Annotated in this window: 19 protein-coding genes; 5 read left to right on the plus strand and 14 right to left on the minus strand. The window is 56.2% G+C overall.

Annotated elements, in window-relative coordinates; translation table 11 throughout:
* Both aguB and aguA read left to right on the plus strand, forming a co-directional pair.
* On the plus strand, positions 1-885 hold the full coding sequence (gene aguB / locus Dpoa569_RS00885) for an N-carbamoylputrescine amidase (protein WP_042867756.1): 885 nt from the start codon (positions 1-3) through the stop codon (positions 883-885).
* A gap of 4 nt (positions 886-889) precedes the next feature.
* The gene (aguA, locus tag Dpoa569_RS00890; protein ID WP_042867758.1) at positions 890-1,990 is read left to right on the plus strand and encodes an agmatine deiminase; all 1,101 of its coding nucleotides are present in this window, start codon (positions 890-892) and stop codon (positions 1,988-1,990) included.
* Positions 1,991-2,119: 129 nt separating this feature from the next.
* On the opposite strand, the gene phoA is transcribed toward aguA, so the two are convergent.
* The 3 genes from phoA to Dpoa569_RS00905 form a co-directional block, all read right to left on the minus strand.
* Complete coding sequence (phoA, locus tag Dpoa569_RS00895) at positions 2,120-3,523, minus strand: alkaline phosphatase (RefSeq protein ID WP_042867760.1); 1,404 nt, start codon at positions 3,521-3,523, stop codon at positions 2,120-2,122.
* Positions 3,524-3,681: 158 nt separating this feature from the next.
* On the minus strand, positions 3,682-4,452 hold the full coding sequence (gene tpiA / locus Dpoa569_RS00900; RefSeq protein WP_042867762.1) for a triose-phosphate isomerase: 771 nt from the start codon (positions 4,450-4,452) through the stop codon (positions 3,682-3,684).
* 141 nt (positions 4,453-4,593) lie between these two features.
* The gene (locus Dpoa569_RS00905) at positions 4,594-5,187 is read right to left on the minus strand and encodes a DUF1454 family protein (protein WP_128569802.1); all 594 of its coding nucleotides are present in this window, start codon (positions 5,185-5,187) and stop codon (positions 4,594-4,596) included.
* Positions 5,188-5,335: 148 nt separating this feature from the next.
* On the opposite strand from Dpoa569_RS00905, the gene Dpoa569_RS00910 reads away from it, so the two are divergent.
* Positions 5,336-5,761 (plus strand): DUF805 domain-containing protein, encoded by a 426-nt coding sequence (locus Dpoa569_RS00910; protein WP_042867767.1) that lies wholly within the window; start codon positions 5,336-5,338, stop codon positions 5,759-5,761.
* Between the two features lie 42 nt (positions 5,762-5,803).
* Here the strand turns inward: Dpoa569_RS00910 and fpr are convergent, their stop codons facing one another.
* The 4 genes from fpr to Dpoa569_RS00930 all read right to left on the minus strand — a co-directional run bounded on the left by fpr (position 5,804) and on the right by Dpoa569_RS00930 (position 10,206).
* Positions 5,804-6,550 (minus strand): ferredoxin--NADP(+) reductase, encoded by a 747-nt coding sequence (gene fpr, locus Dpoa569_RS00915; RefSeq protein ID WP_042867768.1) that lies wholly within the window; start codon positions 6,548-6,550, stop codon positions 5,804-5,806.
* Between the two features lie 122 nt (positions 6,551-6,672).
* Complete coding sequence (glpX, locus tag Dpoa569_RS00920) at positions 6,673-7,683, minus strand: class II fructose-bisphosphatase (RefSeq protein ID WP_042867770.1); 1,011 nt, start codon at positions 7,681-7,683, stop codon at positions 6,673-6,675.
* 132 nt (positions 7,684-7,815) lie between these two features.
* Positions 7,816-9,327 (minus strand): glycerol kinase GlpK, encoded by a 1,512-nt coding sequence (gene glpK / locus Dpoa569_RS00925; protein WP_042867772.1) that lies wholly within the window; start codon positions 9,325-9,327, stop codon positions 7,816-7,818.
* Positions 9,328-9,354: 27 nt separating this feature from the next.
* Positions 9,355-10,206: an MIP/aquaporin family protein gene (locus Dpoa569_RS00930; protein ID WP_042867774.1), complete on the minus strand. Its 852-nt coding sequence runs from the start codon at positions 10,204-10,206 to the stop codon at positions 9,355-9,357.
* A gap of 338 nt (positions 10,207-10,544) precedes the next feature.
* Here Dpoa569_RS00930 and Dpoa569_RS19705 point away from each other — a divergent pair, with 338 nt between their 5' ends.
* Positions 10,545-10,667 carry a hypothetical protein gene (locus tag Dpoa569_RS19705; RefSeq protein WP_256376368.1) on the plus strand — a complete coding sequence of 41 codons (123 nt, stop codon included), beginning with the start codon at positions 10,545-10,547 and terminating at the stop codon, positions 10,665-10,667.
* Positions 10,668-10,803: 136 nt separating this feature from the next.
* Positions 10,804-11,046, plus strand: coding sequence for a cell division protein ZapB (gene zapB, locus Dpoa569_RS00935; protein ID WP_042867778.1), 243 nt, complete (start codon positions 10,804-10,806; stop codon positions 11,044-11,046).
* A gap of 62 nt (positions 11,047-11,108) precedes the next feature.
* Here the strand turns inward: zapB and rraA are convergent, their stop codons facing one another.
* The 7 genes from rraA to priA all read right to left on the minus strand — a co-directional run bounded on the left by rraA (position 11,109) and on the right by priA (position 19,366).
* The gene (gene rraA / locus Dpoa569_RS00940; protein ID WP_012767894.1) at positions 11,109-11,594 is read right to left on the minus strand and encodes a ribonuclease E activity regulator RraA; all 486 of its coding nucleotides are present in this window, start codon (positions 11,592-11,594) and stop codon (positions 11,109-11,111) included.
* A gap of 175 nt (positions 11,595-11,769) precedes the next feature.
* Complete coding sequence (locus Dpoa569_RS00945) at positions 11,770-12,687, minus strand: 1,4-dihydroxy-2-naphthoate polyprenyltransferase (RefSeq protein WP_042867780.1); 918 nt, start codon at positions 12,685-12,687, stop codon at positions 11,770-11,772.
* A gap of 155 nt (positions 12,688-12,842) precedes the next feature.
* Positions 12,843-14,174: an HslU--HslV peptidase ATPase subunit gene (gene hslU, locus Dpoa569_RS00950; protein WP_042867783.1), complete on the minus strand. Its 1,332-nt coding sequence runs from the start codon at positions 14,172-14,174 to the stop codon at positions 12,843-12,845.
* 9 nt (positions 14,175-14,183) lie between these two features.
* The gene (hslV, locus tag Dpoa569_RS00955; RefSeq protein ID WP_042873713.1) at positions 14,184-14,714 is read right to left on the minus strand and encodes an ATP-dependent protease subunit HslV; all 531 of its coding nucleotides are present in this window, start codon (positions 14,712-14,714) and stop codon (positions 14,184-14,186) included.
* 87 nt (positions 14,715-14,801) lie between these two features.
* Positions 14,802-15,737, minus strand: a complete 936-nt coding sequence (gene ftsN / locus Dpoa569_RS00960; RefSeq protein WP_146410953.1) for a cell division protein FtsN — start codon at positions 15,735-15,737, stop codon at positions 14,802-14,804.
* A gap of 51 nt (positions 15,738-15,788) precedes the next feature.
* Positions 15,789-16,859 carry a DNA-binding transcriptional regulator CytR gene (cytR, locus tag Dpoa569_RS00965; protein ID WP_042867787.1) on the minus strand — a complete coding sequence of 357 codons (1,071 nt, stop codon included), beginning with the start codon at positions 16,857-16,859 and terminating at the stop codon, positions 15,789-15,791.
* A gap of 308 nt (positions 16,860-17,167) precedes the next feature.
* Positions 17,168-19,366, minus strand: a complete 2,199-nt coding sequence (priA, locus tag Dpoa569_RS00970; RefSeq protein ID WP_146411694.1) for a primosomal protein N' — start codon at positions 19,364-19,366, stop codon at positions 17,168-17,170.
* Positions 19,367-19,578: the final 212 nt, after the last annotated feature.

The following is a 19,578-nucleotide window of genomic DNA, read 5'->3' on the forward strand; positions in this document are numbered from 1 at the left end:
ATGACAAAAGTTACCGTTGCCGCCACGCAGATGGCCTGCACCTGGGATTTGCCAAAAAATATCGAAAACGCCGAACGGCTGGTGCGTCAGGCTCATGCTCAAGGGGCACAAATCATTCTGATTCAGGAACTGTTTGCCGCGCCTTATTTCTGCATTGACCAGAGTCCTGAGCATTATGCGCTGGCGCAGGAACTGGCAACCAGCGAGCTTATCCAACACTTTTCCGCCCTGGCGGCTGAACTGGCCGTGGTGCTGCCGCTGAGCTTCTTCGAACGCGCCAATAACGCCTACTACAACTCGCTGGTGATGATTGACGCCGACGGCAGCGTACTGGACGTATATCGCAAAACCCATATTCCTAACGGCCCCGCCTATCAGGAAAAACAGTTCTTTATTCCGGGCGACACCGGTTTCAAAGTGTGGCAGACCCGCTACGCCAAAGTGGGTGTGGGCATCTGCTGGGATCAGTGGTTCCCGGAAACCGCTCGCTGCCTGGCGCTCAACGGCGCCGAGCTGATTTTCTACCCGACCGCTATCGGTTCTGAACCGGCGTACCCGGACATCGACAGCCAGCCGCACTGGACTCGCGTACAGCAGGGCCATGCCGCCGCCAACCTGATCCCGGTTATCGTGTCCAACCGTATCGGCACCGAAGCCAGCAAGTACATCGACGGTCTGGAAATGACCTTCTACGGCTCATCGTTCATTGCCGATCAAACTGGTGCGCTGGTGGCACAGGCCAATAAGACCGATGAAACGGTGCTGGTACACGCGTTCGATCTGGAGGCGATTGCCGCCCAGCGCGCGGCCTGGGGGCTGTTCCGTGATCGTCGTCCGGATATGTACGGCGTAATCGGGACTTCTGACGGCAAGACCTGGAGATAAGTTGATGTCTGAACTGACTACGCCGTTGCAGGACGGTTTCTCCATGCCGGCGGAATGGGCGCCGCACGACGCGGTGTGGATGCTGTGGCCGTATCGGCGCGACAACTGGCGTGCCGAAGGTGACGCTATTCCCGCCCAGCGCACCTTCGCCGCTGTCGCTGCCGCGATTGCGCAAACCACGCCGGTTATCATGGGCGTGCCGCGTGACCAGATGGCGTTGGCCAAAGGCGTGATGCCGGCTGGCGTCACGCTGGTGGAGATGGAAAGCGATGATGCCTGGGTGCGTGATACCGGGCCAACCGTAGTGCTGAACAGCGCCGGTGAACGCCGTGGCGTAGACTGGCAGTTCAACGCCTGGGGCGGCACGCTGGGCGGCTTGTATGAAGACTGGCGTCGTGATGAGAATGTGGCGGCGCAGGTGCTGGCGTATCATGGTGATGCGCGTTACGCCGCTCCGCTGATTCTGGAAGGTGGCTCCATCCATACTGATGGTGAAGGCACGCTGCTGACCACCGCTGAGTGCCTGCTGAACCCGAACCGCAATCCGCACCTGAACAAAGCGCAGATTGAGCAATTACTGCGGGATTATCTCGGTGTTTCTTCTTTTATCTGGCTGGAAGAGGGCGTCTATAACGACGAAACCGATGGTCACATCGACAACATGTGCTGTTTTGTGCGCCCCGGTGAAGTGGCGCTGCACTGGACGGATGATGAAACCGACCCGCAGTACGCTCGTTCTCAGGCGGCATATCAGGTGTTGTCGCAGGTGAAGGATGCCAAAGGTCGGGCGCTGAAAATCTGGAAACTGCCGGCACCGGGGCCGCTGTACGCGACGCCGGAAGAAGCAGCGGGCGTGACCGAAGGCAATGCCATTGAGCGTAACGCCGGGTCGCGGCTGGCGGGGTCTTACGTCAATTTCCTGATCAGTAATCAGCAGATTATTTATCCGCTGCTGGATGAGCGCACTGACGCCGAGGCCCATGGGTTGTTGCAACAGATGTTCCCCGACTACCTGATAAGTGGCGTTCCGGCCCGCGAGATCCTGCTGGGCGGCGGCAATATCCACTGTATTACGCAGCAAATTCCGGCGGTGAAACCGGTGTAATTTAACCCATTGTTTGTTTGGTAAAAGGCAGGTTTAGTACCTGCCTTTTGTATTATCAGCCCATCACCACCTCCTTGGGAGGTGGTGATGGTTGCTGCGGATCGACGGTTACGTTGTCGGATGTTGGAATTACTTCAGCCCCATCGCGTTTTTCATGGTGTAGAACAGATCGGTTTGGTCAGTCAGGCCAACCACGTTAGCGGCGTGCGGACCGTAGGCGGCGATGCGCAACTGGGTGCCGGTGTGGCCTTGTGACTCCTCTTCTGAATTACCGTAGCTGATGGTCATCACTGCGTTATCTTTGGTGTTCAGCGCCTGCGTCAGGCCCGGTGCTTTGGCGCCGTTTTCGATGATCTGGCTGGAGTGGGCGTGGTCGGCGGTGACAATCACCAGCGTGTTGCCGTCACGACGGGCGAATTCCAGCGCTTTTTGCACCGCTTCGTCCAGATCGACGGTTTCGCCGAATTGACCACATGGGTTGGCGGCGTGGTCCTGCTTGTCGATAGACGCCCCTTCAACTTGCAGGAAGAAACCGTTTTTATTCTTGCTCAGCAACTGGATCGCTTTATCGGTCATTTGCGCCAGCGTCGGTACGGTGGCACTGCGTTTGGCATTCGGCTCACAGGTCACGACCGGTTTATCCAGGTTGCCGTGGTAGCTGGCTTGTGGTCCCTGCCAGCGCACCGGCATGTTGCCGTCGGCGAACAGCCCCAGTACCGGCTTGCTCTGTGTGGCGGCGGTAACCGCGTTCATGCCATCCAGATCCGTCACGATGTGGTAACCCAGTGCTTGCGCCTGTTCTTTCAGGCTTTTCCCCTGATATTTACCTGCTTTGGCGAGTTCTTTGAAAGTGGCAGCGCCGCCGCCCAGCGTGACATCAGCACGGGTGACCAGCAACTGTTCAGCAATCGAGCCGCGACCACCGTTTTCCAGTGCGTTGGTCGGGCACTGCTGGCTGGTTTTTTCCGGGCCGTAGCATTTGCGGGAGGTGACGTGCGACACCATTGCCGCGGGTGTGGCGTCTTCCAGTTCGGCGGTAGAGACGTTACCCGTGGCTTTGCCCGCCGCTTTGGCAATTTCAATCAGTGTTTTATGGTCTTTGCCGTCTACATCCACGCCCAGTGCGCCGTTGTAGGTTTTGACGCCGCTGGACCACGCGGTGGCCGACGCCGCGGAGTCGGTGACGTAGTCTGGTTTGCGGGTTTTCTTGTCCAGCGCGTAGTGGGTGTACTGACCCGTCAGCGGCAGCGCATCGATACCTTTGAAGAACCCGCCTGCGCCCAGCGCATAGTTGCGTGCGGCAGTGATTTCCGAATCGCCCATGCCGTCGCCAATCAGCAGAATCACGTTTTTGGCGGTTTTCGCATTGAGCGAGGCTTTCAGCATCTCGGTCTGGTCGGCGCTGAGACGGCGAGCACCACCGGGCTGAGTGATGTCGCCTTGTGCCTGACGTTGGTAATCGGCGCTGGCGGCCAGTGCACTGCCAGCAATAAGCGTCATCATCAGGGAAGAGAGCAGGGTTTTACGGATCATTGTTATTCACTCTTGGTTAAATTAAGAAACAAATAAACACGACTGGTAAAACCTAGACGGGAAAAATGACAAAATAATGAATGCAGACGGAGTCGGTGGGAAAAAGATATAAAAAAAACGGCTCCAGTCTGGAGCCGTGTGTGATGTTCGGGCAGGAATCAAGCCTGGCCTTTAGCTTCAGCGGCGGCTTTGACGATAACGGCGAAGGCGTCGGCTTTCAACGACGCGCCGCCAACCAGTGCGCCGTCGATGTCCGGCTGGGTAAATAGCTCGGCGGCGTTGGCAGCGTTCACTGACCCACCGTACTGAATGATAACCTGCCCGGCTACCGCTGCATCCTGTTTAGCGATGTGGTCGCGGATAAATTTGTGCACCGCCTGTGCCTGCGCCGGGGTAGCGGATTTGCCGGTGCCGATGGCCCAGACTGGCTCGTAGGCAATCACGGTGTTTTCGAACGCTTTCGCACCCAGCGTATTCAGCACGGCATCCAGCTGACGCGCGCAAACGGCTTCAGTCTGGCCGGCTTCGTTTTCCGCTTCGGTTTCACCGATGCACAGTACCGGAATCAGGCCGGTTTCTTTCAGCACGGCGAATTTTTTGGCGATGAACTCGTCGCTTTCATGGTGATAGGTACGGCGTTCGGAGTGGCCGATGATGATGTATTTGGCACCGATATCTTTCAGCATAGCGGCGGAGGTTTCACCGGTGAAGGCGCCAGCAAGGTTGACGTCCACGTTCTGGGCACCCAGTACAATACGGCTGCCTGCCAGCAGGTGTTTCGCCTGATCCAGATAAATAGCTGGCGGCGCGATGGCTACGTCGCAACCGGTGACGGCGCTCAGTTCGTTGCGCAGGCCGGCAATCAGTTCGTGAACCATGCTAGTGCTGCCATTCAGCTTCCAGTTGCCCATGACTAAGGGGTGTCGCATCTTGTTTCCTCCAGGCGAATTGCCAGTTAATCAATACATGGCTGCGTCAGACAGCCACTCTGACGATGATACAAAACTGACGATAGTATAAAGTTGAAATGGCGCGGTGGCTCTGTTTTTCGTGCCTAATTCTCGATGTGATCACGAATCAGATAGCGCCAGCTTAATCGGTTCAACAGCGAAGGTTAGCCCTTTTTCTCCATGATCCGCCACAACATAGCGTAATGCGCCCTCAGTTTGCTGATAAAAGTGCTGCCCTTTGCCTTTTTCCAGCAATGTTTCGATTTTTTTCAGACTTTGCTCGTTGGTCAACGATGGCATAAAGGTGCGCATCAGCGCCGCCATGTAGCCGATAGCCTGTTTGCGTCGCCCGTTTTGGTCGGTGTCTTTAGGCTTGGGCAACCAGGTAATTTGCATGGTTTTGATCTTACCGGTGCCTTTTTCCAGCGCGGTGGATGAATACAGATGGTCGTTGATGCGGCTGGCCGCGCGCGTCAGGTTGGGCGAATCATCACCGGTATCCACCACCCGGTATTCGCCAATCGGTAATGAGGGGTTGCTCAGGTTATAGCGGGTGCGAAACTGTACGATGTTCATGTCGAACGTGGGTGAGCCAGGCAGCAGATAAGGCGCGGCAGCTGGGGTTTGTGGCTGGAACAGGCTTTCACTCCTGGCAGATGGAATGCAGAGTAGGCCAGCAGACAGACAGCAAACAATTAGCAGGGCATTTTTCATCATCACTTTACGTACTATCGTCACTTATCGTTGGCGTGCTGTGTGATTAAAGCGGGATTCGGGTTCGATTGTCAAAACGCGCGCTAAAAAACACGGTGTGACTTAAGGTAAACTCGTGCCCGTAGAACCGATTCGGGGATGAAAAGTGATGACGATACAACAATGGTGTTTTTCGTTTCGTGGCCGTGTTGGCCGACGGGATTTCTGGTTAGGGATGATTATTGTGCTGGCGTTGATGGTGGGATTATTCGTATTGGCCGGTACCGGCTGGCTGGAAACCCAGAAGGCCGCATTTATACTGGTGGTGTTGATGTGGCCGTTGACAGCGATACTGGTCAAGCGATTGCATGATCGCAATAAAAGTGGCTGGTGGGCGTTATTGCTGGTGGTGGCCTGGATGTTGGGCAACGGCAACTGGTCAATGCTGCCGCCGCTTGGTCAGTGGGTAGTGGAGCGTTTTCTGCCGACGCTGATTACCGTGATGATGTTGCTGGATTGCGGCGCGTTCGTCGGAACCATCGGCACCAACCGTTTCGGACCGGTGGCGGAACCGTTGCGGCTCCGCGCTTCCTGAGTACCGTGCTTTTTTTGACCCGCTATTGCCCGTTATCCTCAGTTACCAGTAGTGCTCGCTGGTCATATGCCCAGGGCGACGGCGCAGGTGTTTGCTCATCTGCCGCGTGTCTTTGAGCAACTGCTGGGTATCTCGCACCATCTGCGGGTTGCCGCAGAGCATAACGTGGCTGGTCGCCGCATCCATCGGCAGGCCGACCGCTGCTTCCAGCGCGCCGCTTTCAATCAGTGCTGGCACGCGACCGGTGAGCGAACCGGGCTGCTCCTCGCGGCTGACGACGGTCTGGATGCGGAGCTTGCCATTGTAGCGCTGTTCCAACTGTTGCATTAACGGCAGATAGCTCAGGTCGCTGGCAAAACGGGCGGCGTGTACCAGCACGATGTGTTTGAACCGCTCCAGACCACGCCCTTCCTGCAAAATCGACAAATACGGACCGATGGCGGTGCCGGTTGCCAGCATCCACAGGGTTTCACAGTCCGGAATCTCGTCGAGTACGAAGAAACCGGCGGCTTCCTGTGTCACCAGCACTTCGTCGCCCGGCTGGCAACGGTGCAGATGCGGACTGAGCCTGCCATCCGGCACGTTGACCAGATAGAACTCCAGCAGCGAGTCGTTGGGGGCGTTGACGTAAGAATAGGCGCGCTGTACCCGCTCGCCGTTCAGTTCCAGCGCCAGCTTAGCGAATTGCCCGGCGGTAAATGGCGCCACCGGCGCTTCCAGCTGCAGACTGAATAAATTTTCCGTCCAGTGTTCAACCTGAATAACTTTGCCGGTCACCCACTCTGCCATGGTTCTCTGCTCCTTTTTTGATCTACCGGGGTCACATGGCTGCACGCAGCCAGACCCTACGATACGCGATCTATTAACAACAGTGAAACAATTCATGCCGTGCTGCGCATACCCTGCCGTGATTACAGCAGAAAGTCGTGCAGCGCCTGATCCTTACGATCCAGATAATGGGTGGAGCTGATGCGGCGAATGGTGCGCGACTTACCGCGGATCAGCAGCGTTTCGGTAGTGGCGATGTTGCCGCGGCGGGAAATGCCATCGAGCAGATCGCCCTTGGTGATGCCGGTGGCGGAAAATATGACGTTGTCGTTGCGCGCCATATCGCCCAACGCCAGCACGTTGCCCGCTTCAATCCCCATTTCACGGCAGCGTGCCAGTTCCTGCTCGCCCAGCCGGCGGTTTTCCTCGTTGTCTTCCTTCACCTGATGACGGGCCAGCAGGCGTCCTTGCATGTCGCCGTCCAGTGCGCGGATTACTGCCGCCGAAATCACGCCTTCCGGCGCGCCGCCGATGCCGTAGAGCACATCGACTTCGCTTTCCGGCATACAGGTCAGAATAGAGGCGGCTACGTCGCCATCCGGAATGGCGAAGACTTTTACCCCCCACTGCTGCATCTTGGCGATGACCTTGTCATGACGTGGTTTAGCCAGCGTGATCACAGTCAATTCACAAAGCGGCTTGCCCAGTCGTTCTGCAACGCGTTTTAGGTTATCTTCCAGCGGTTGGTTAAGATCGATAGCGCCTTTGGCCTGCGGGCCGACAATCAGCTTTTCCATGTACATGTCAGGTGCGTGCAGGAAGGCTCCCTGTTCACCCACCGCCAGCACCGCCAGCGCGTTAGCCTGCCCCATGGCGGTCATACGGGTGCCTTCAATCGGATCAACCGCGATGTCTACCGCGTCGCCGTGGCCGGTACCCACGTGTTCGCCGATGTAGAGCATCGGCGCTTCGTCAATTTCACCTTCGCCGATGACAATCCGGCCATTGATATCGACCTGATTGAGCATGATGCGCATTACCTGCACGGCGGCGTTGTCGGCGGCGTTCTTATCGCCGCGTCCCAGCCATTTGTAACCGGCTAGTGCTGCCGCTTCGGTAACGCGAGAGAATTCGATGGCTAATTCACGTTTCATGGATACCTGTCCTGAACGGGGAAGAGGAATAGTTAGGGACATCATGGTAACACAGGCATGGCAGAGGACAGGTGACGGCGCGGGAAAGAAAAAGGGCGCGATAGCCGCGCCCGATCAAGGATAGTGGTGATTTTATTCGTCGTGTTCTTCCCACGCTCGCGCACGTTCCACCGCTTTTTGCCAGCCGCGATAGCGGAAGTTGCGTTCCACGGTTTCGATGCTGGGGCGGAATTCTCGCTCAATGGTGGCCTTACTCTTCACTTCGTCCAGATCATTCCAGAAACCGGTAGCCAGACCAGCCAGGAACGCGGCACCCAATGCGGTGGACTCACGCACTTGCGGGCGTTCGACGCGCGTACCCAGAATGTCGGACTGGAACTGCATCAGGAAGTTGTTGGCGACGGCACCGCCATCCACCCGCAGTGCTTGCAGGCGCGTATTGGCATCGGCCTGCATGGCATCCAGTACGTCGCGGGTCTGATAGGCGATGGATTCCAGCGTGGCGCGGATGATGTGATTCGCGTTAGCGCCGCGGGTCAGACCGAAAATCGCGCCGCGGGCGTACGGGTCCCAGTAGGGTGCACCCAGACCGGTAAACGCCGGCACCACATAAACGCCATTGGTATCTTTTACTTTGGTGGCGAAGTATTCGGAGTCCATCGCGTCGCCAATCAGTTTCAGTTCATCGCGCAGCCACTGGATAGATGCGCCACCGATGAATACCGCGCCTTCCAGCGCATAGTTCACTTCGCCGCGTGGACCGCAGGCGATAGTGGTCAACAGGCCGTGTTTGGAGCGCACTGCTTCGGTGCCGGTGTTCATCAGCAGGAAGCAACCGGTGCCGTAGGTGTTTTTCGCCATACCGGGTTGTACGCACAGTTGGCCGTACAACGCCGCTTGTTGGTCACCGGCGATACCGGCGATAGGAATACGGGTGCCGCCTTTGCCACCAATGTTGGTCTGGCCGTAAATCTCGGAAGAGGGGCGTACCTGCGGCAACATGGCGCGTGGAATATCCAGCACATCCAACATGCGTTCGTCCCAGTCCAACTTATGAATGTTGAACAGCATGGTACGTGAGGCGTTGGTGTAATCGGTGACGTGAACACGGCCCTGCGTCATCTTCCAGATAAGCCAGGTATCGATGGTGCCGAACAGCAGTTCGCCGCGGCGGGCGCGTTCACGCGAGCCTTCCACATGATCGAGTATCCATTTTACTTTGGTGCCGGAGAAATACGGGTCAACCACCAGACCGGTGTTAGCGCGGATGTACTCTTCCAGTCCGTCTTTTTTCAGCTTTTCGCAGATATCGGCGGAACGGCGGCATTGCCACACAATGGCGTTGTAAATCGGTTTGCCGGTTTCTTTTTCCCATACCACCGCGGTTTCACGCTGGTTGGTAATGCCGATGCCGGCGACCTCTTCGCTGCTGATGCCGGCTTTCGCCAGCGCTTCCACCAGTGTGGAGCTTTGCGAGGCCCAGATCTCCATCGGGTCGTGTTCTACCCAGCCCGCTTTGGGGTAAATCTGGGTGAACTCCCGCTGGGATACGCTGATGATGTTGGCATCATGATCCAGCACAACAGCCCGTGAACTGGTGGTGCCCTGGTCGAGCGCGACGATGTATTTCTTTTCCTGGTTCATAAACGTAATCCTGTTAGCGGTATAGGGTTAAACCTTACGGGTTTGAGCGGAAGCTGTCGTATCGGTGTCGGTGTCTGCGGCGCAGACATCGCAAGGCAGGTTGCGGCCAATCAGGGAACGGTAGCCGAATGCGCCCAGACTGGCTCCGACTATCGGGCCGAAAATCGGTATCAGTATATAAGGGATGTCACGTCCGCCGGTTAGTGCTACCTTGCCCCAACCCGCGAGGTAGGCAAACAGCTTCGGACCGACGTCACGCGCCGGGTTCATGGCAAATCCGGTCAATGGTCCCATAGATGCGCCAATGACGGCGATAAGAATGCCTATCAGCAACGGCGCCAGCGGTCCGCGCGGAATGCCGTTGCCGTCATCAGTCAGCGCCAGAATCAGGCACATCAGAATGGCGGTGATAACGGTTTCCACCAGAAATGCCTGCAGCACCGAAATGTGCGGGTTAGGGTAGGTGGAGAAGACGCCTGCCAGATCGAGGCTTTCCACACTGCCGCGCACCATATTATGTGTCTGTTCGATGTTGTCGAACAGGTTGTGGTAAAGGCCGTAGACCAGCGCCGCCGAGCAGAATGCGCCCGCGACCTGTGAGACGATATAAGGCAACACCTTGTGACCATCGAAGCAGGCAAACCGCCACAGGGCAATGGTCACTGCCGGATTGAGGTGAGCGCCGGAAATCGCGGCGGTCAGGTAGATTGCCATTGCGGCGCCCAACCCCCAGATAATACTGATTTCCCATAGCCCCAGACTGGCTCCTGCCAGTTTTAGAGCCGCTACACAGCCAACGCCAAAGAAGATCAGCAGGCCAGTACCGAGAAACTCGGCAACGCACTGGCCTTTAAGGGTAGAAATATCAGATTGACTCATAATCCTTGTTCCTGCTTGTAGGCTACAGCATGGTGGTTGACGCAGCCTGTTTAATGGTCTGCGCGTTTTTGGTCTGTCTCGCCAGTCCTGGAGGATTTACGGTCAGACGCTTTTTGTATTTTGGATGTGAATTTATCGTTAATGCTCGAAAACGAGAAATATCGAAATTAAAATGTGTGTGACACGTCAAGAAAATGCGCGCATTCGCGTAATCATAGGTAATCAGAGGCAAAGTGGTCATACAGTTGCCGGAGAGATGTTAATTGAAGTGCTGAATTTATTAACATTACCATTACTTAATAGTCATTCGGGCGATTTTCAGCCTGTACTGATAGCGGATGAGCGAAAAAGCAGGCAGAGTCGCCGTTTTACCGGTAGTGCGCTGGACACGCCTGATCCGGCTACATACAATTTGGCTGGCGTTGACATCCGGCGTTGCCGTTAATGGGGCGCAGGTTTAAGCGTGTAAAGCGGCATGAGATTTGTAAAGCCTGTGCCTGTGAAGCATCTGTTCGCGGATACCGTCCGTGACACACCTGTTCGTGATACATCTGCGTTAACCGGCTTAGGCCGTGCGACCAAAAGGGGTTAGAAGTTATGTCATTTGAAGTGTTTGAAAAGCTGGAAGCGAAAGTTCAGCAGGCGATTGACACGATCACGCTGTTGCAGATGGAAATCGAAGAACTGAAAGAGAAGAACAATACGTTGTCGCAGGAAGTAGAGAGTATGGCGGGCAACCGTGATGCGCTGATGCGCGAGAACGAGCAACTCAAGCAGGAACAACAGGTATGGCAGGAGCGTCTGCGTGCGCTACTGGGTAAAATGGAAGAAGTTCAGTAATCGCTGAAGTCAGACTGACGAATGTACACAGGGCGTCTGGTGACGCCCTTGGGGATTGGCGGTTATTCCAGATCGAGCGGGTCTTCGGACAGGATAATACCGGTATTGTCGGCATAGAGATGATCGCCGGAGAAGAACGTAACGCCGCCGAAGTTTACCCGAATATCGGTTTCGCCGATGCCTTCGCTGGCCGCACCTGCTGGTGTTGCCGCCATGGCCTGGATGCCGATGTCCAGTTCCGATAAGTCGTCCACCTGACGTACCGCGCCGTACACCACGATACCTTCCCACTCGTTTTGCGTCGCCAGACGAGCCAGTTCGGCATCAACCAGTGCCCGGCGTACCGAACCGCCGCCATCGACCAGCAATACGCGTCCGCTGCCGTTTTCTTCCAGCACGTCGAACAGTAAGCCGTTATCCTCAAAGCATTTTACCGTGATAATTTTGCCGCCGAATGAACTACGCCCGCCAAAATTGGAGAAAAGAGGTTCAACCACATTGACCTCTTCATGATAGATATCACACAGTTCGGAAGTATCGTATTTCATAGGATTAACGTCTATTGCCGCTGGGAGTGTGGGAGTGAGTATATCCCTTTCTGTTTGTTGTTGGCAAAATCATCAACCGCTGCGTTGACCCGCATCAGTAATCGGTCGTGATTTTACCAACCTGTATAAAAACCGTATAACCGTATAACCGTATAAATAGTTTGCTTGTCTAAGCCTAGCTTAGCAGCACGCCCACGGCGAACAGCAGATTGGTGAGTAACGCGCCTTTTACGGTTTTTTCCAGCATCGGGCGCATACTGAATGCGGTGGTTTCCCGCATCACGTAGCGCCCTTGTTTTACCAGCAGCGGCAGCGCCAGAATAAACAGCCAGCCCGCCAGCGTATGCAGATACAGCATCGCAAATAGCGCCAGACAAACCGGTGCCGTCATCAGCAACGCCATATGATAGCGGCGGGCTTTATGGGCGCCGAGTCGAACCGCCAGCGTGTTCTTGCCGTTTTCCCGGTCGCTGTCGATATCACGCAGGTTATTGATATTGAGCACGGCGACAGCCAGCAGGCCGCAGGCTGTCGCGGGCAGAATCACACTGCTGTCGAAGTGGCCGGTTTGCAGGTAGTACGACCCGGCCACGCTTAGCCAGCCAAAGAAGATCAGCACCGAGATATCACCCAGCCCGATGTAACCATACGGCTTATTGCCGACGGTGTAGGTGATCGCGGCCAGAATCGCCAACAGGCCGAGCGCCAGAAACACTACGATATCTACCGGCTTTTCACAGGCCAGCGCCACCAGCGCACTGCCGGACACCGCCGTCAGCACCACGGTGATGAGCAGGGCGTTACGCAACTCCGCCAGTGTGATGGCGCCGGTCTGGATGCCGCGTAACGGACCGATACGATCTTCCTTGTCGCTGCCTTTTACCGCATCGCCATAGTCGTTGGCCAGATTAGAGAGAATTTGCAACAGGCCGGCGGTAATCAGCGTCAATAGCGCTACGCCCGGCTTGAAGTTGCTGTGCCAGCAGGCGATGACAGTGCCGGTAACAATGGAGGCAAAGGCCAGCGGCAGCGTCTTGGGACGCAGGCTGTCCAGCCAGGCTTGAGTTTTGCTGCTATGTGTCGATTGGGTCATGGTGTCAATTAGAGCATGGTGTCAATGGGCCATGGTATTAGCCAGATTGTGGCGCGTTAAGTGCAGGAAAAATAAAGCCTGGTGACGGTAACAAAAACAGCAGTGGGAGGCGTTGGCCTCCCACTGGTGAGTCATCAGTGCGATCCGCGAACAGATTATAAGATAAATCGGCTCAGATCTTCATCTGCTACCAACTCATCAAGGTGACTGCGTACATAATCTGCATCGATCATCACGGTTTGACCGTTCATTTCGCTGGCGCTGTAGGACACCTCTTCGATCAGCCGCTCCAGAACCGTATGCAGACGACGAGCGCCGATGTTTTCCGTACGTTCGTTGACCTGCCAGGCCGCTTCCGCGATACGGCGAATGCCGTCCGGCTGGAACGTGATGCTGACGCCTTCGGTTTCCATCAGCGCCTGATACTGACGAGTCAGCGAGGCGCTGGGTTCGGTCAAAATACGTTCGAAGTCTTCGGTGGTCAGCGCCTGCAATTCGACGCGAATCGGCAGGCGGCCTTGCAGTTCAGGTATCAGGTCTGACGGGCTGGCTATCTGAAACGCGCCGGAGGCGATAAACAGAATATGGTCGGTTTTCACCATGCCGTGTTTGGTGGATACGGTACAGCCTTCCACTAATGGCAGCAGGTCACGCTGGACGCCTTCGCGTGACACGTCCGGTCCAGAAGTGTCGCCCCGTTTGCAAATCTTGTCGATTTCATCGATGAAGACGATGCCGTGTTGCTCCACCGCTTCAATCGCCTGTTCCTTGAGTTCTTCCGGGTTAACCAGCTTGGCAGCTTCTTCTTCCACCAACAGCTTAAAGGCTTCTCGAATCTTGATTTTGCGGCTTTTTTGTTTCTGCCCCGCCAGATTCTGGAACATCGACTGCAACTGATTGGTCATCTCTTCCATACCAGGCGGGGCCATGATTTCGACACCAACCGGCGCGGCCGCCAGCTCGATTTCGATTTCTTTGTCATCAAGCTGCCCTTCGCGCAGTTTCTTGCGAAACGCCTGACGAGCGGCAGATGGCTCGTGGCTCTCTTCCGTCTGGCCCCAGTTGTTCTTGGCTGGCGGAATCAGCACGTCCAGAATGCGCTCTTCGGCCAGTTCTTCGGCACGATAACGGTTTTTTTCTATCGACTGTTGGCGCACCATTTTGATGGCGACATCCGCCAGATCACGGATGATGGAATCCACTTCTTTGCCGACGTACCCCACTTCGGTGAATTTGGTCGCTTCCACCTTGATGAATGGAGCATTAGCCAGCTTGGCGAGGCGGCGGGCGATCTCGGTTTTACCCACCCCGGTCGGGCCAATCATCAGGATGTTTTTCGGGGTGACTTCATGACGCAGGTTTTCTTCGAGCTGCATCCGGCGCCAGCGGTTACGCAAAGCAATGGCTACAGCGCGTTTTGCGTTGTGCTGTCCGATGATGTAGCTATCAAGCTCGCTGACTATCTCGCGCGGGGTCATTTCAGACATAGTAGATCCTTACGCCTTGGAGGCTAATTCTTCAATCGTGTGGAACTGGTTGGTATAGATACAAATATCACCCGCAATACCCAGTGATTTTTCGACAATCTCCCTGGCGTTTAATTCCGTGTTCTCCAGCAAGGCGCGCGCAGCGGCCTGCGCATAGGGACCGCCTGAGCCGATAGCGATCAGGTCGTTTTCCGGCTGGATCACATCGCCGTTGCCGGTGATGATAAGCGACGAATTTTCATCGGCGACGGCCAGCAGCGCTTCCAGACGACGCAGCATACGGTCGGTTCGCCAGTCTTTGGCCAGCTCCACCGCGGCTTTCACCAGATGCCCTTGATGCAGTTCCAGCTTGCGTTCAAACAGTTCAAACAGGGTAAATGCATCAGCGGTACCGCCGGCGAATCCGGCAATCACCCGGTCATTATATAAACGACGTACTTTGCGTACGTTGCCTTTCATTACGGTGTTGCCCAGGGTGGCTTGCCCGTCTCCGCCAATCACAACCTGACCGTTGCGACGTACGCTTACAATTGTTGTCACGCGTTTATCCCCGTTATTAAGAAAAAGACCCCCGCGCATGAGCGCGGGGCATATTGACGATAAACATGGGGGAGCGTGGGGGTATTTTCAACCCCCGCTGGCTAACGGGATACAGTTTGATTGGCCCATGCCTTTGAGCTTTTGTGCCATTTTGTCGGCCACGGTACGACTGTTGTACGGGCCTAACATAATGCGATGCCAACCGCCGCTACTGGTGATACGGCTTTCGACACCGGCAAACGCCAGTTCTGCTCGTACCGATTCGGCTGGCTCTGCCGTTTTGAACGAACCGCATTGCACCATCCAGCGTTGTTCTTTCTCTGGCTTATTTTCTGGTTTGGTGTTTTCGGTTTTGGCGGTTTCTTTGGCCGCTGCTGGGGCTTCTGTTTTGGCTACCTCTTTACGGGGTTCCGCCTGAGCGGGTTTCTGCGCCGTTTGTGTCGGTGTCGTGACGGCTGGCGTCGTATGATGCTGGCTTGTCGTTGGCGGCGTAATGGTACGCGGCGTCGGCGATAATGTCATCGTACTGGCGTTGGGGATGACAGGCACGACCGTTTGAGGTCTGGGTGCACTCAGGGAGCGAGCCGGCATCTGGCTCTGGTCGTTGTAAGGTACTTCCGTCAGCGTGGTTGGCTGGCGTTTCATGTCCGATTGCATCTGTTCCAGCAGTTGTCGCTGTTCGTCGGTAAGCTGACCTGATGACTGAATTTCTCCGCCAGCCGAAGGTTCGGTCGGCGAAATAACGCCAATCTGCCGGTTTTCCAGCTCTTTGATATAGCGCCAGCGCTCTTCCGGTTTGGGCGGCAACCCATTGCCTTTGCTACCCTGGTGCGGCAGCACCGGTGATTCGCCCGGCTTATTGTGGGCAATAAAATAGAGTCCACCGGCAAACGCGACCAGCACGGCAACGGCCAGTGCCATCATGGTTTTGGATACGCCTGAGGATCCTCCTCGTTTACGGCTGGATGTTTTTTTCCGGCGCGTTCCAGAACGCCCTCGGCTGACATAGTCTCGTTGTGCCACAATCGTTTCGTTGCGAAGAAAATAAGTAACAGGTCGCCATGTTACTGAACCCTAAAATATTTGACCAGCACCGGAATTCTTAAAGCCTGTAACACGCGGGGTGATAGCCGCCGTGCTGTCACGAATCATCAACTGGCTGGACATCAAGCGTGAGCCTCGTGGCACCTTGTGTTGCTGCAATTGAGCCAGCAGCAATAGCATCGCCTCGCGGCCAATCTCGTAGCGCGGCTGGGAAACGGTGGTCAGTGCGGGAAAGCAGTGGCTGGCTTGAGCGATATCATCAAACCCTACCAGCGACAGGTCACGTGGTACATCCAGCCCCATTTTGCGCGCCTGGGTTAATGCGCCCAGCGCCATCACGTCGCTATGACAGAAAATGGCGGTGGGAGGCGTTGGGTGCGACATGAGCTGCATCAGGCCGCGGGAGCCGGTGTCGTAACTGAAATCCCCATGGACGATGTACTGGTTGTCGATAATGAGCCCGCAGCGCCGCAGTGCCTGAATGTAACCCTGTAGCCGGTATTCGCTGAGTGGAATCTGCTGCGGACCGGCGATACAGGCGATGCGCTGGTGCCCTAACTGATTGAGATAGCTGACGGCCTCAAACGCGGCGGTTAGGTTATCGATGTGTACGGTAGGCATATCCAGCTCAGGTGCGAATTCATTCGCCATCACCATCGGAGGAAGATGACGACGATCATCCTTGCCGGTATCAAACGGTAATTGTGACCCCAGCAGCAGGATGCCGTCGATCTGCCGGGTGGTGATCAGATCCAGAAAGGTCTTTTCCGTTTTGCGCTGGTGGGCGCAATCGCCGATCAGCACCAAATAACCATGCTCCGCGGCGGTTTCCTCAATACCGCGCAGCATTTCGCTGAAAAAGGGATCGCAGATATCGGGAACCAGCGCCAGAATCGTTCTTGATTCATGCCGTTTCAAGTTGCGGGCAAGATTTTGTGCAGAGTATCCCACCGCCAACGCCGCCTGCTCCACCTTCTTGCGGGTAGTGGCCGACACTTTCTCCGGGTTGGTCAGTGCGCGTGACACCGTTGCAGTGGAGACGCCGGCCTGATCAGCCACGTCTTTCATCGTTGCGGGTGAGAGAAATTTTTTCTGCTCCAACGCAGTTCCTCCTTGCGTCAGCGTTTACTGGCGCTGTAGTCAAGGGAGCCGTTATTACAGGTCGGCCACCGTTTTATAAGATGTCTGGCCCGCTGGGCGGGCAAGTGCGGTTATAACATGTCGGCTCCGGGTGGTGGCGCGCCAACTGCCTGATCAGCATACTGCTTTCGCCATCACGCTTAACAGATTGCGTCCAATATTTATCGAATAATTTACGCCTGTGCTGCCTGGATTACCCGTTTTTGGGGCCGGTTCGCAAAAAATGTCGCTACTGCTGGCAGCAGGTATTCCCGCAGCGCAGAATCGGATCAATTGTCTGTTGGGTCGACATCCATCACCCACTTCACCTTGCGTGTTTGCGGCAGGGTATCAATCAACAGCATCGAATGGCGAATCAGCCGTTGCAGTGTGGTGCGCGATGGGTGTTGCAGCAGTAATTGCCAGCGGAAGCGCCCGGCTCGTTTGGGCTGCAGCGCAGGTACCGGTCCCATTAGCCACAATGCATCGTCGCGCAGCGGGCTGGCTTCCAGCAAATTACGCAACTGCTGCAGGAACAGGCTGGCCTGCTGATTATCATGATCATCCGCCCGGAACAGCACATGGCTGGTAAATGGCGGCAGGAATACGCTCTGGCGTTCTTGTAGCGTCTGGCTGGCGAAAGCGTCGTAGCCCTGATGCAGCAGCGTTTGTAACAGCGGATGCTCCGGGTGATACGTCTGCAGCACGACCTCGCCGGCCTTGCCTGCGCGCCCAGCGCGCCCAGACACCTGGGTGTAGAGCTGAGCGAAGCGTTCGGTAGCGCGAAAATCGGCGGAAAACAGCGAACTGTCGACATCCAGCAATGCGACCAGCGTAACGTCAGGAAAATGGTGTCCTTTGGCCAACATCTGGGTGCCGATCAAAATACGAGCGCCGCCCTGACGGACCTGCGCCAGTTGTTGTTCCAGCGCGCCTTTGCGGCTGGTGGTATCGCGATCAATACGGGTTATCGGGGTGTCTGGAAATAGCGCCGGTAGCGTCTGTTCCAGTTGCTCGGTGCCAAGGCCAACCGGCACCAAATGAGTAGACCCGCACTGTGGGCACTGCTGCGGTATCGGGCGTTGGCTGTCACAGTGGTGACATCGCATCATGCGCTGGTGCTGGTGCAAGGTGTAGTAGCTGTCGCAACGCTGGCATTCGGCTATCCAGCCGCATTCGTGGCACAGCACGACCGGTGCGAAGCCGCGGCGGTTGAGGAACAGGATGATCTGGTTGTCCTGTGACAGATGATGGTGGATGCGGTTGATCAACGGCTGCGACAAACCACTGGTCAGCGGCAATCCTTTCAGGTCCAGTAAATGCTGCTGTGCCAGCCGGGCGTTGCCGGCGCGTTTGCTCAGACGTAACTGCCGGTACTTGCCAATCTGCACGTTATAAAGCGTTTCCAGCGCCGGTGTGGCTGAACCCATCACTATCGGTATGTCTTCCTGTCGGGCGCGGAACACCGCCAGATCGCGGGCGTGATAACGCCAGCCTTCTTGTTGCTTGTAAGAGCCGTCATGCTCTTCGTCGATAACGATCACGCCCAACCGGGCAAAAGGGGTGAACAGTGCGGAGCGCGTGCCAATCACGATGGCGGATTCGCCCTGTCTCGCTCGTAGCCATACCGACAACCGTTCGCTGTCGTTCAGCCCGGAGTGCAGCGCTTCCACCGGGGCGTTAAACCGATCACGAAAGCGGGCGATGGTTTGCGGCGTCAGGCCGATTTCCGGCACCAGCACCAGAGCCTGCTTGCCTTGTGCCAGAATATTTTCCAGTACGCTGAGATAGACCTCGGTTTTGCCTGAACCGGTGATGCCCGCCAGCAGCCAGGCGGCAAAATGGTTGTCTTCGCTGCGTATGGCGCCGACAGCGGTAGCCTGTTCGGTATTGAGACGCAGGCGTTCCCCTGTCAGGCTGAAATGATCACGCCAGTCATCCACCTGCTTTGGTTGTGAGCGCAACTCGCTCAGCCCTTTTTCGCGTAGCGCCTGTAACGCGGTTTCCGTCAGTGCGGTTTCGGTCACCTGATGACGATAGATGGGGCCCTGTAACAGTGTCGCCAGCGCCTGCTGTTGTTTGGGGGCGCGCTTTAGTGTATTGAGCGGCGTGGCGCGCCCTTGTTCGGTGGCGAACCATTGCCAGAGCGGTGCGCTATGTGCCGGTTTTCCTTGCCGGAGCAAAATCGGCAGGGCATGAAACAACACTTCGCCCAGCGGGTAATGGTAATACTCTGCGGCCCACAGCAGGATGCGCCACAGGTTGTCAGGAAACAGCGGCGTATCGTCGAGTATGTCATGTAGCGGCTTGAGCTGTTCAGGCGGTAGTTGGCTGCCTGCGCTCAGGGCCGTAACGATACCGATCATCTTGCGGTTGCCGAAGGGAACACTCACTCGTACGCCCAGAACCGGCGGTGTGACGCCTGGCGCCAGTTGGTAATCAAATGTTCGCGTCAGGGGTACTGGCAAGGCAACCTGAACAACGGACATGGTCTGTGGGTTCAAATGCGTCATGAGGGTCTTCGGTCATGCATGAGTATTTGTCTGCCGTCACGGTACTGTGCGCGCGTGCGTTGTGCAATCTTACCCGCATCTTGTTGAGGTAGTGATGCGTGTTTGCGTGGTTCTGATTGCATCATAGGGTTAATTTCTGTATGATCCGCCGCCTTTATACCTTGTAGTATAAAGAACATTTCACTCAA

It is taken from the genome of Dickeya poaceiphila (assembly GCF_007858975.2).
Classification (GTDB): domain Bacteria; phylum Pseudomonadota; class Gammaproteobacteria; order Enterobacterales; family Enterobacteriaceae; genus Dickeya; species Dickeya poaceiphila.

Coding starts and splice junctions, on each gene's coding strand:
- zapB (WP_042867778.1), top strand. CDS start 10,804: ATGTCATTTGAAGTGTTTGAAAAGCTGGAAGCGAAAGTTCAGCAGGCG.
- Dpoa569_RS00910 (WP_042867767.1), top strand. CDS start 5,336: ATGACGATACAACAATGGTGTTTTTCGTTTCGTGGCCGTGTTGGCCGA.
- Dpoa569_RS00905 (WP_128569802.1), bottom strand. CDS start 5,187: ATGAAAAATGCCCTGCTAATTGTTTGCTGTCTGTCTGCTGGCCTACTC.
- fpr (WP_042867768.1), bottom strand. CDS start 6,550: ATGGCAGAGTGGGTGACCGGCAAAGTTATTCAGGTTGAACACTGGACG.
- phoA (WP_042867760.1), bottom strand. CDS start 3,523: ATGATCCGTAAAACCCTGCTCTCTTCCCTGATGATGACGCTTATTGCT.
- hslU (WP_042867783.1), bottom strand. CDS start 14,174: ATGTCTGAAATGACCCCGCGCGAGATAGTCAGCGAGCTTGATAGCTAC.
- Dpoa569_RS00930 (WP_042867774.1), bottom strand. CDS start 10,206: ATGAGTCAATCTGATATTTCTACCCTTAAAGGCCAGTGCGTTGCCGAG.
- priA (WP_146411694.1), bottom strand. CDS start 19,366: ATGTCCGTTGTTCAGGTTGCCTTGCCAGTACCCCTGACGCGAACATTT.
- aguA (WP_042867758.1), top strand. CDS start 890: ATGTCTGAACTGACTACGCCGTTGCAGGACGGTTTCTCCATGCCGGCG.
- glpX (WP_042867770.1), bottom strand. CDS start 7,683: ATGAAACGTGAATTAGCCATCGAATTCTCTCGCGTTACCGAAGCGGCA.
- glpK (WP_042867772.1), bottom strand. CDS start 9,327: ATGAACCAGGAAAAGAAATACATCGTCGCGCTCGACCAGGGCACCACC.
- aguB (WP_042867756.1), top strand. CDS start 1: ATGACAAAAGTTACCGTTGCCGCCACGCAGATGGCCTGCACCTGGGAT.
- tpiA (WP_042867762.1), bottom strand. CDS start 4,452: ATGCGACACCCCTTAGTCATGGGCAACTGGAAGCTGAATGGCAGCACT.
- Dpoa569_RS19705 (WP_256376368.1), top strand. CDS start 10,545: ATGAGCGAAAAAGCAGGCAGAGTCGCCGTTTTACCGGTAGTGCGCTGG.
- rraA (WP_012767894.1), bottom strand. CDS start 11,594: ATGAAATACGATACTTCCGAACTGTGTGATATCTATCATGAAGAGGTC.
- Dpoa569_RS00945 (WP_042867780.1), bottom strand. CDS start 12,687: ATGACCCAATCGACACATAGCAGCAAAACTCAAGCCTGGCTGGACAGC.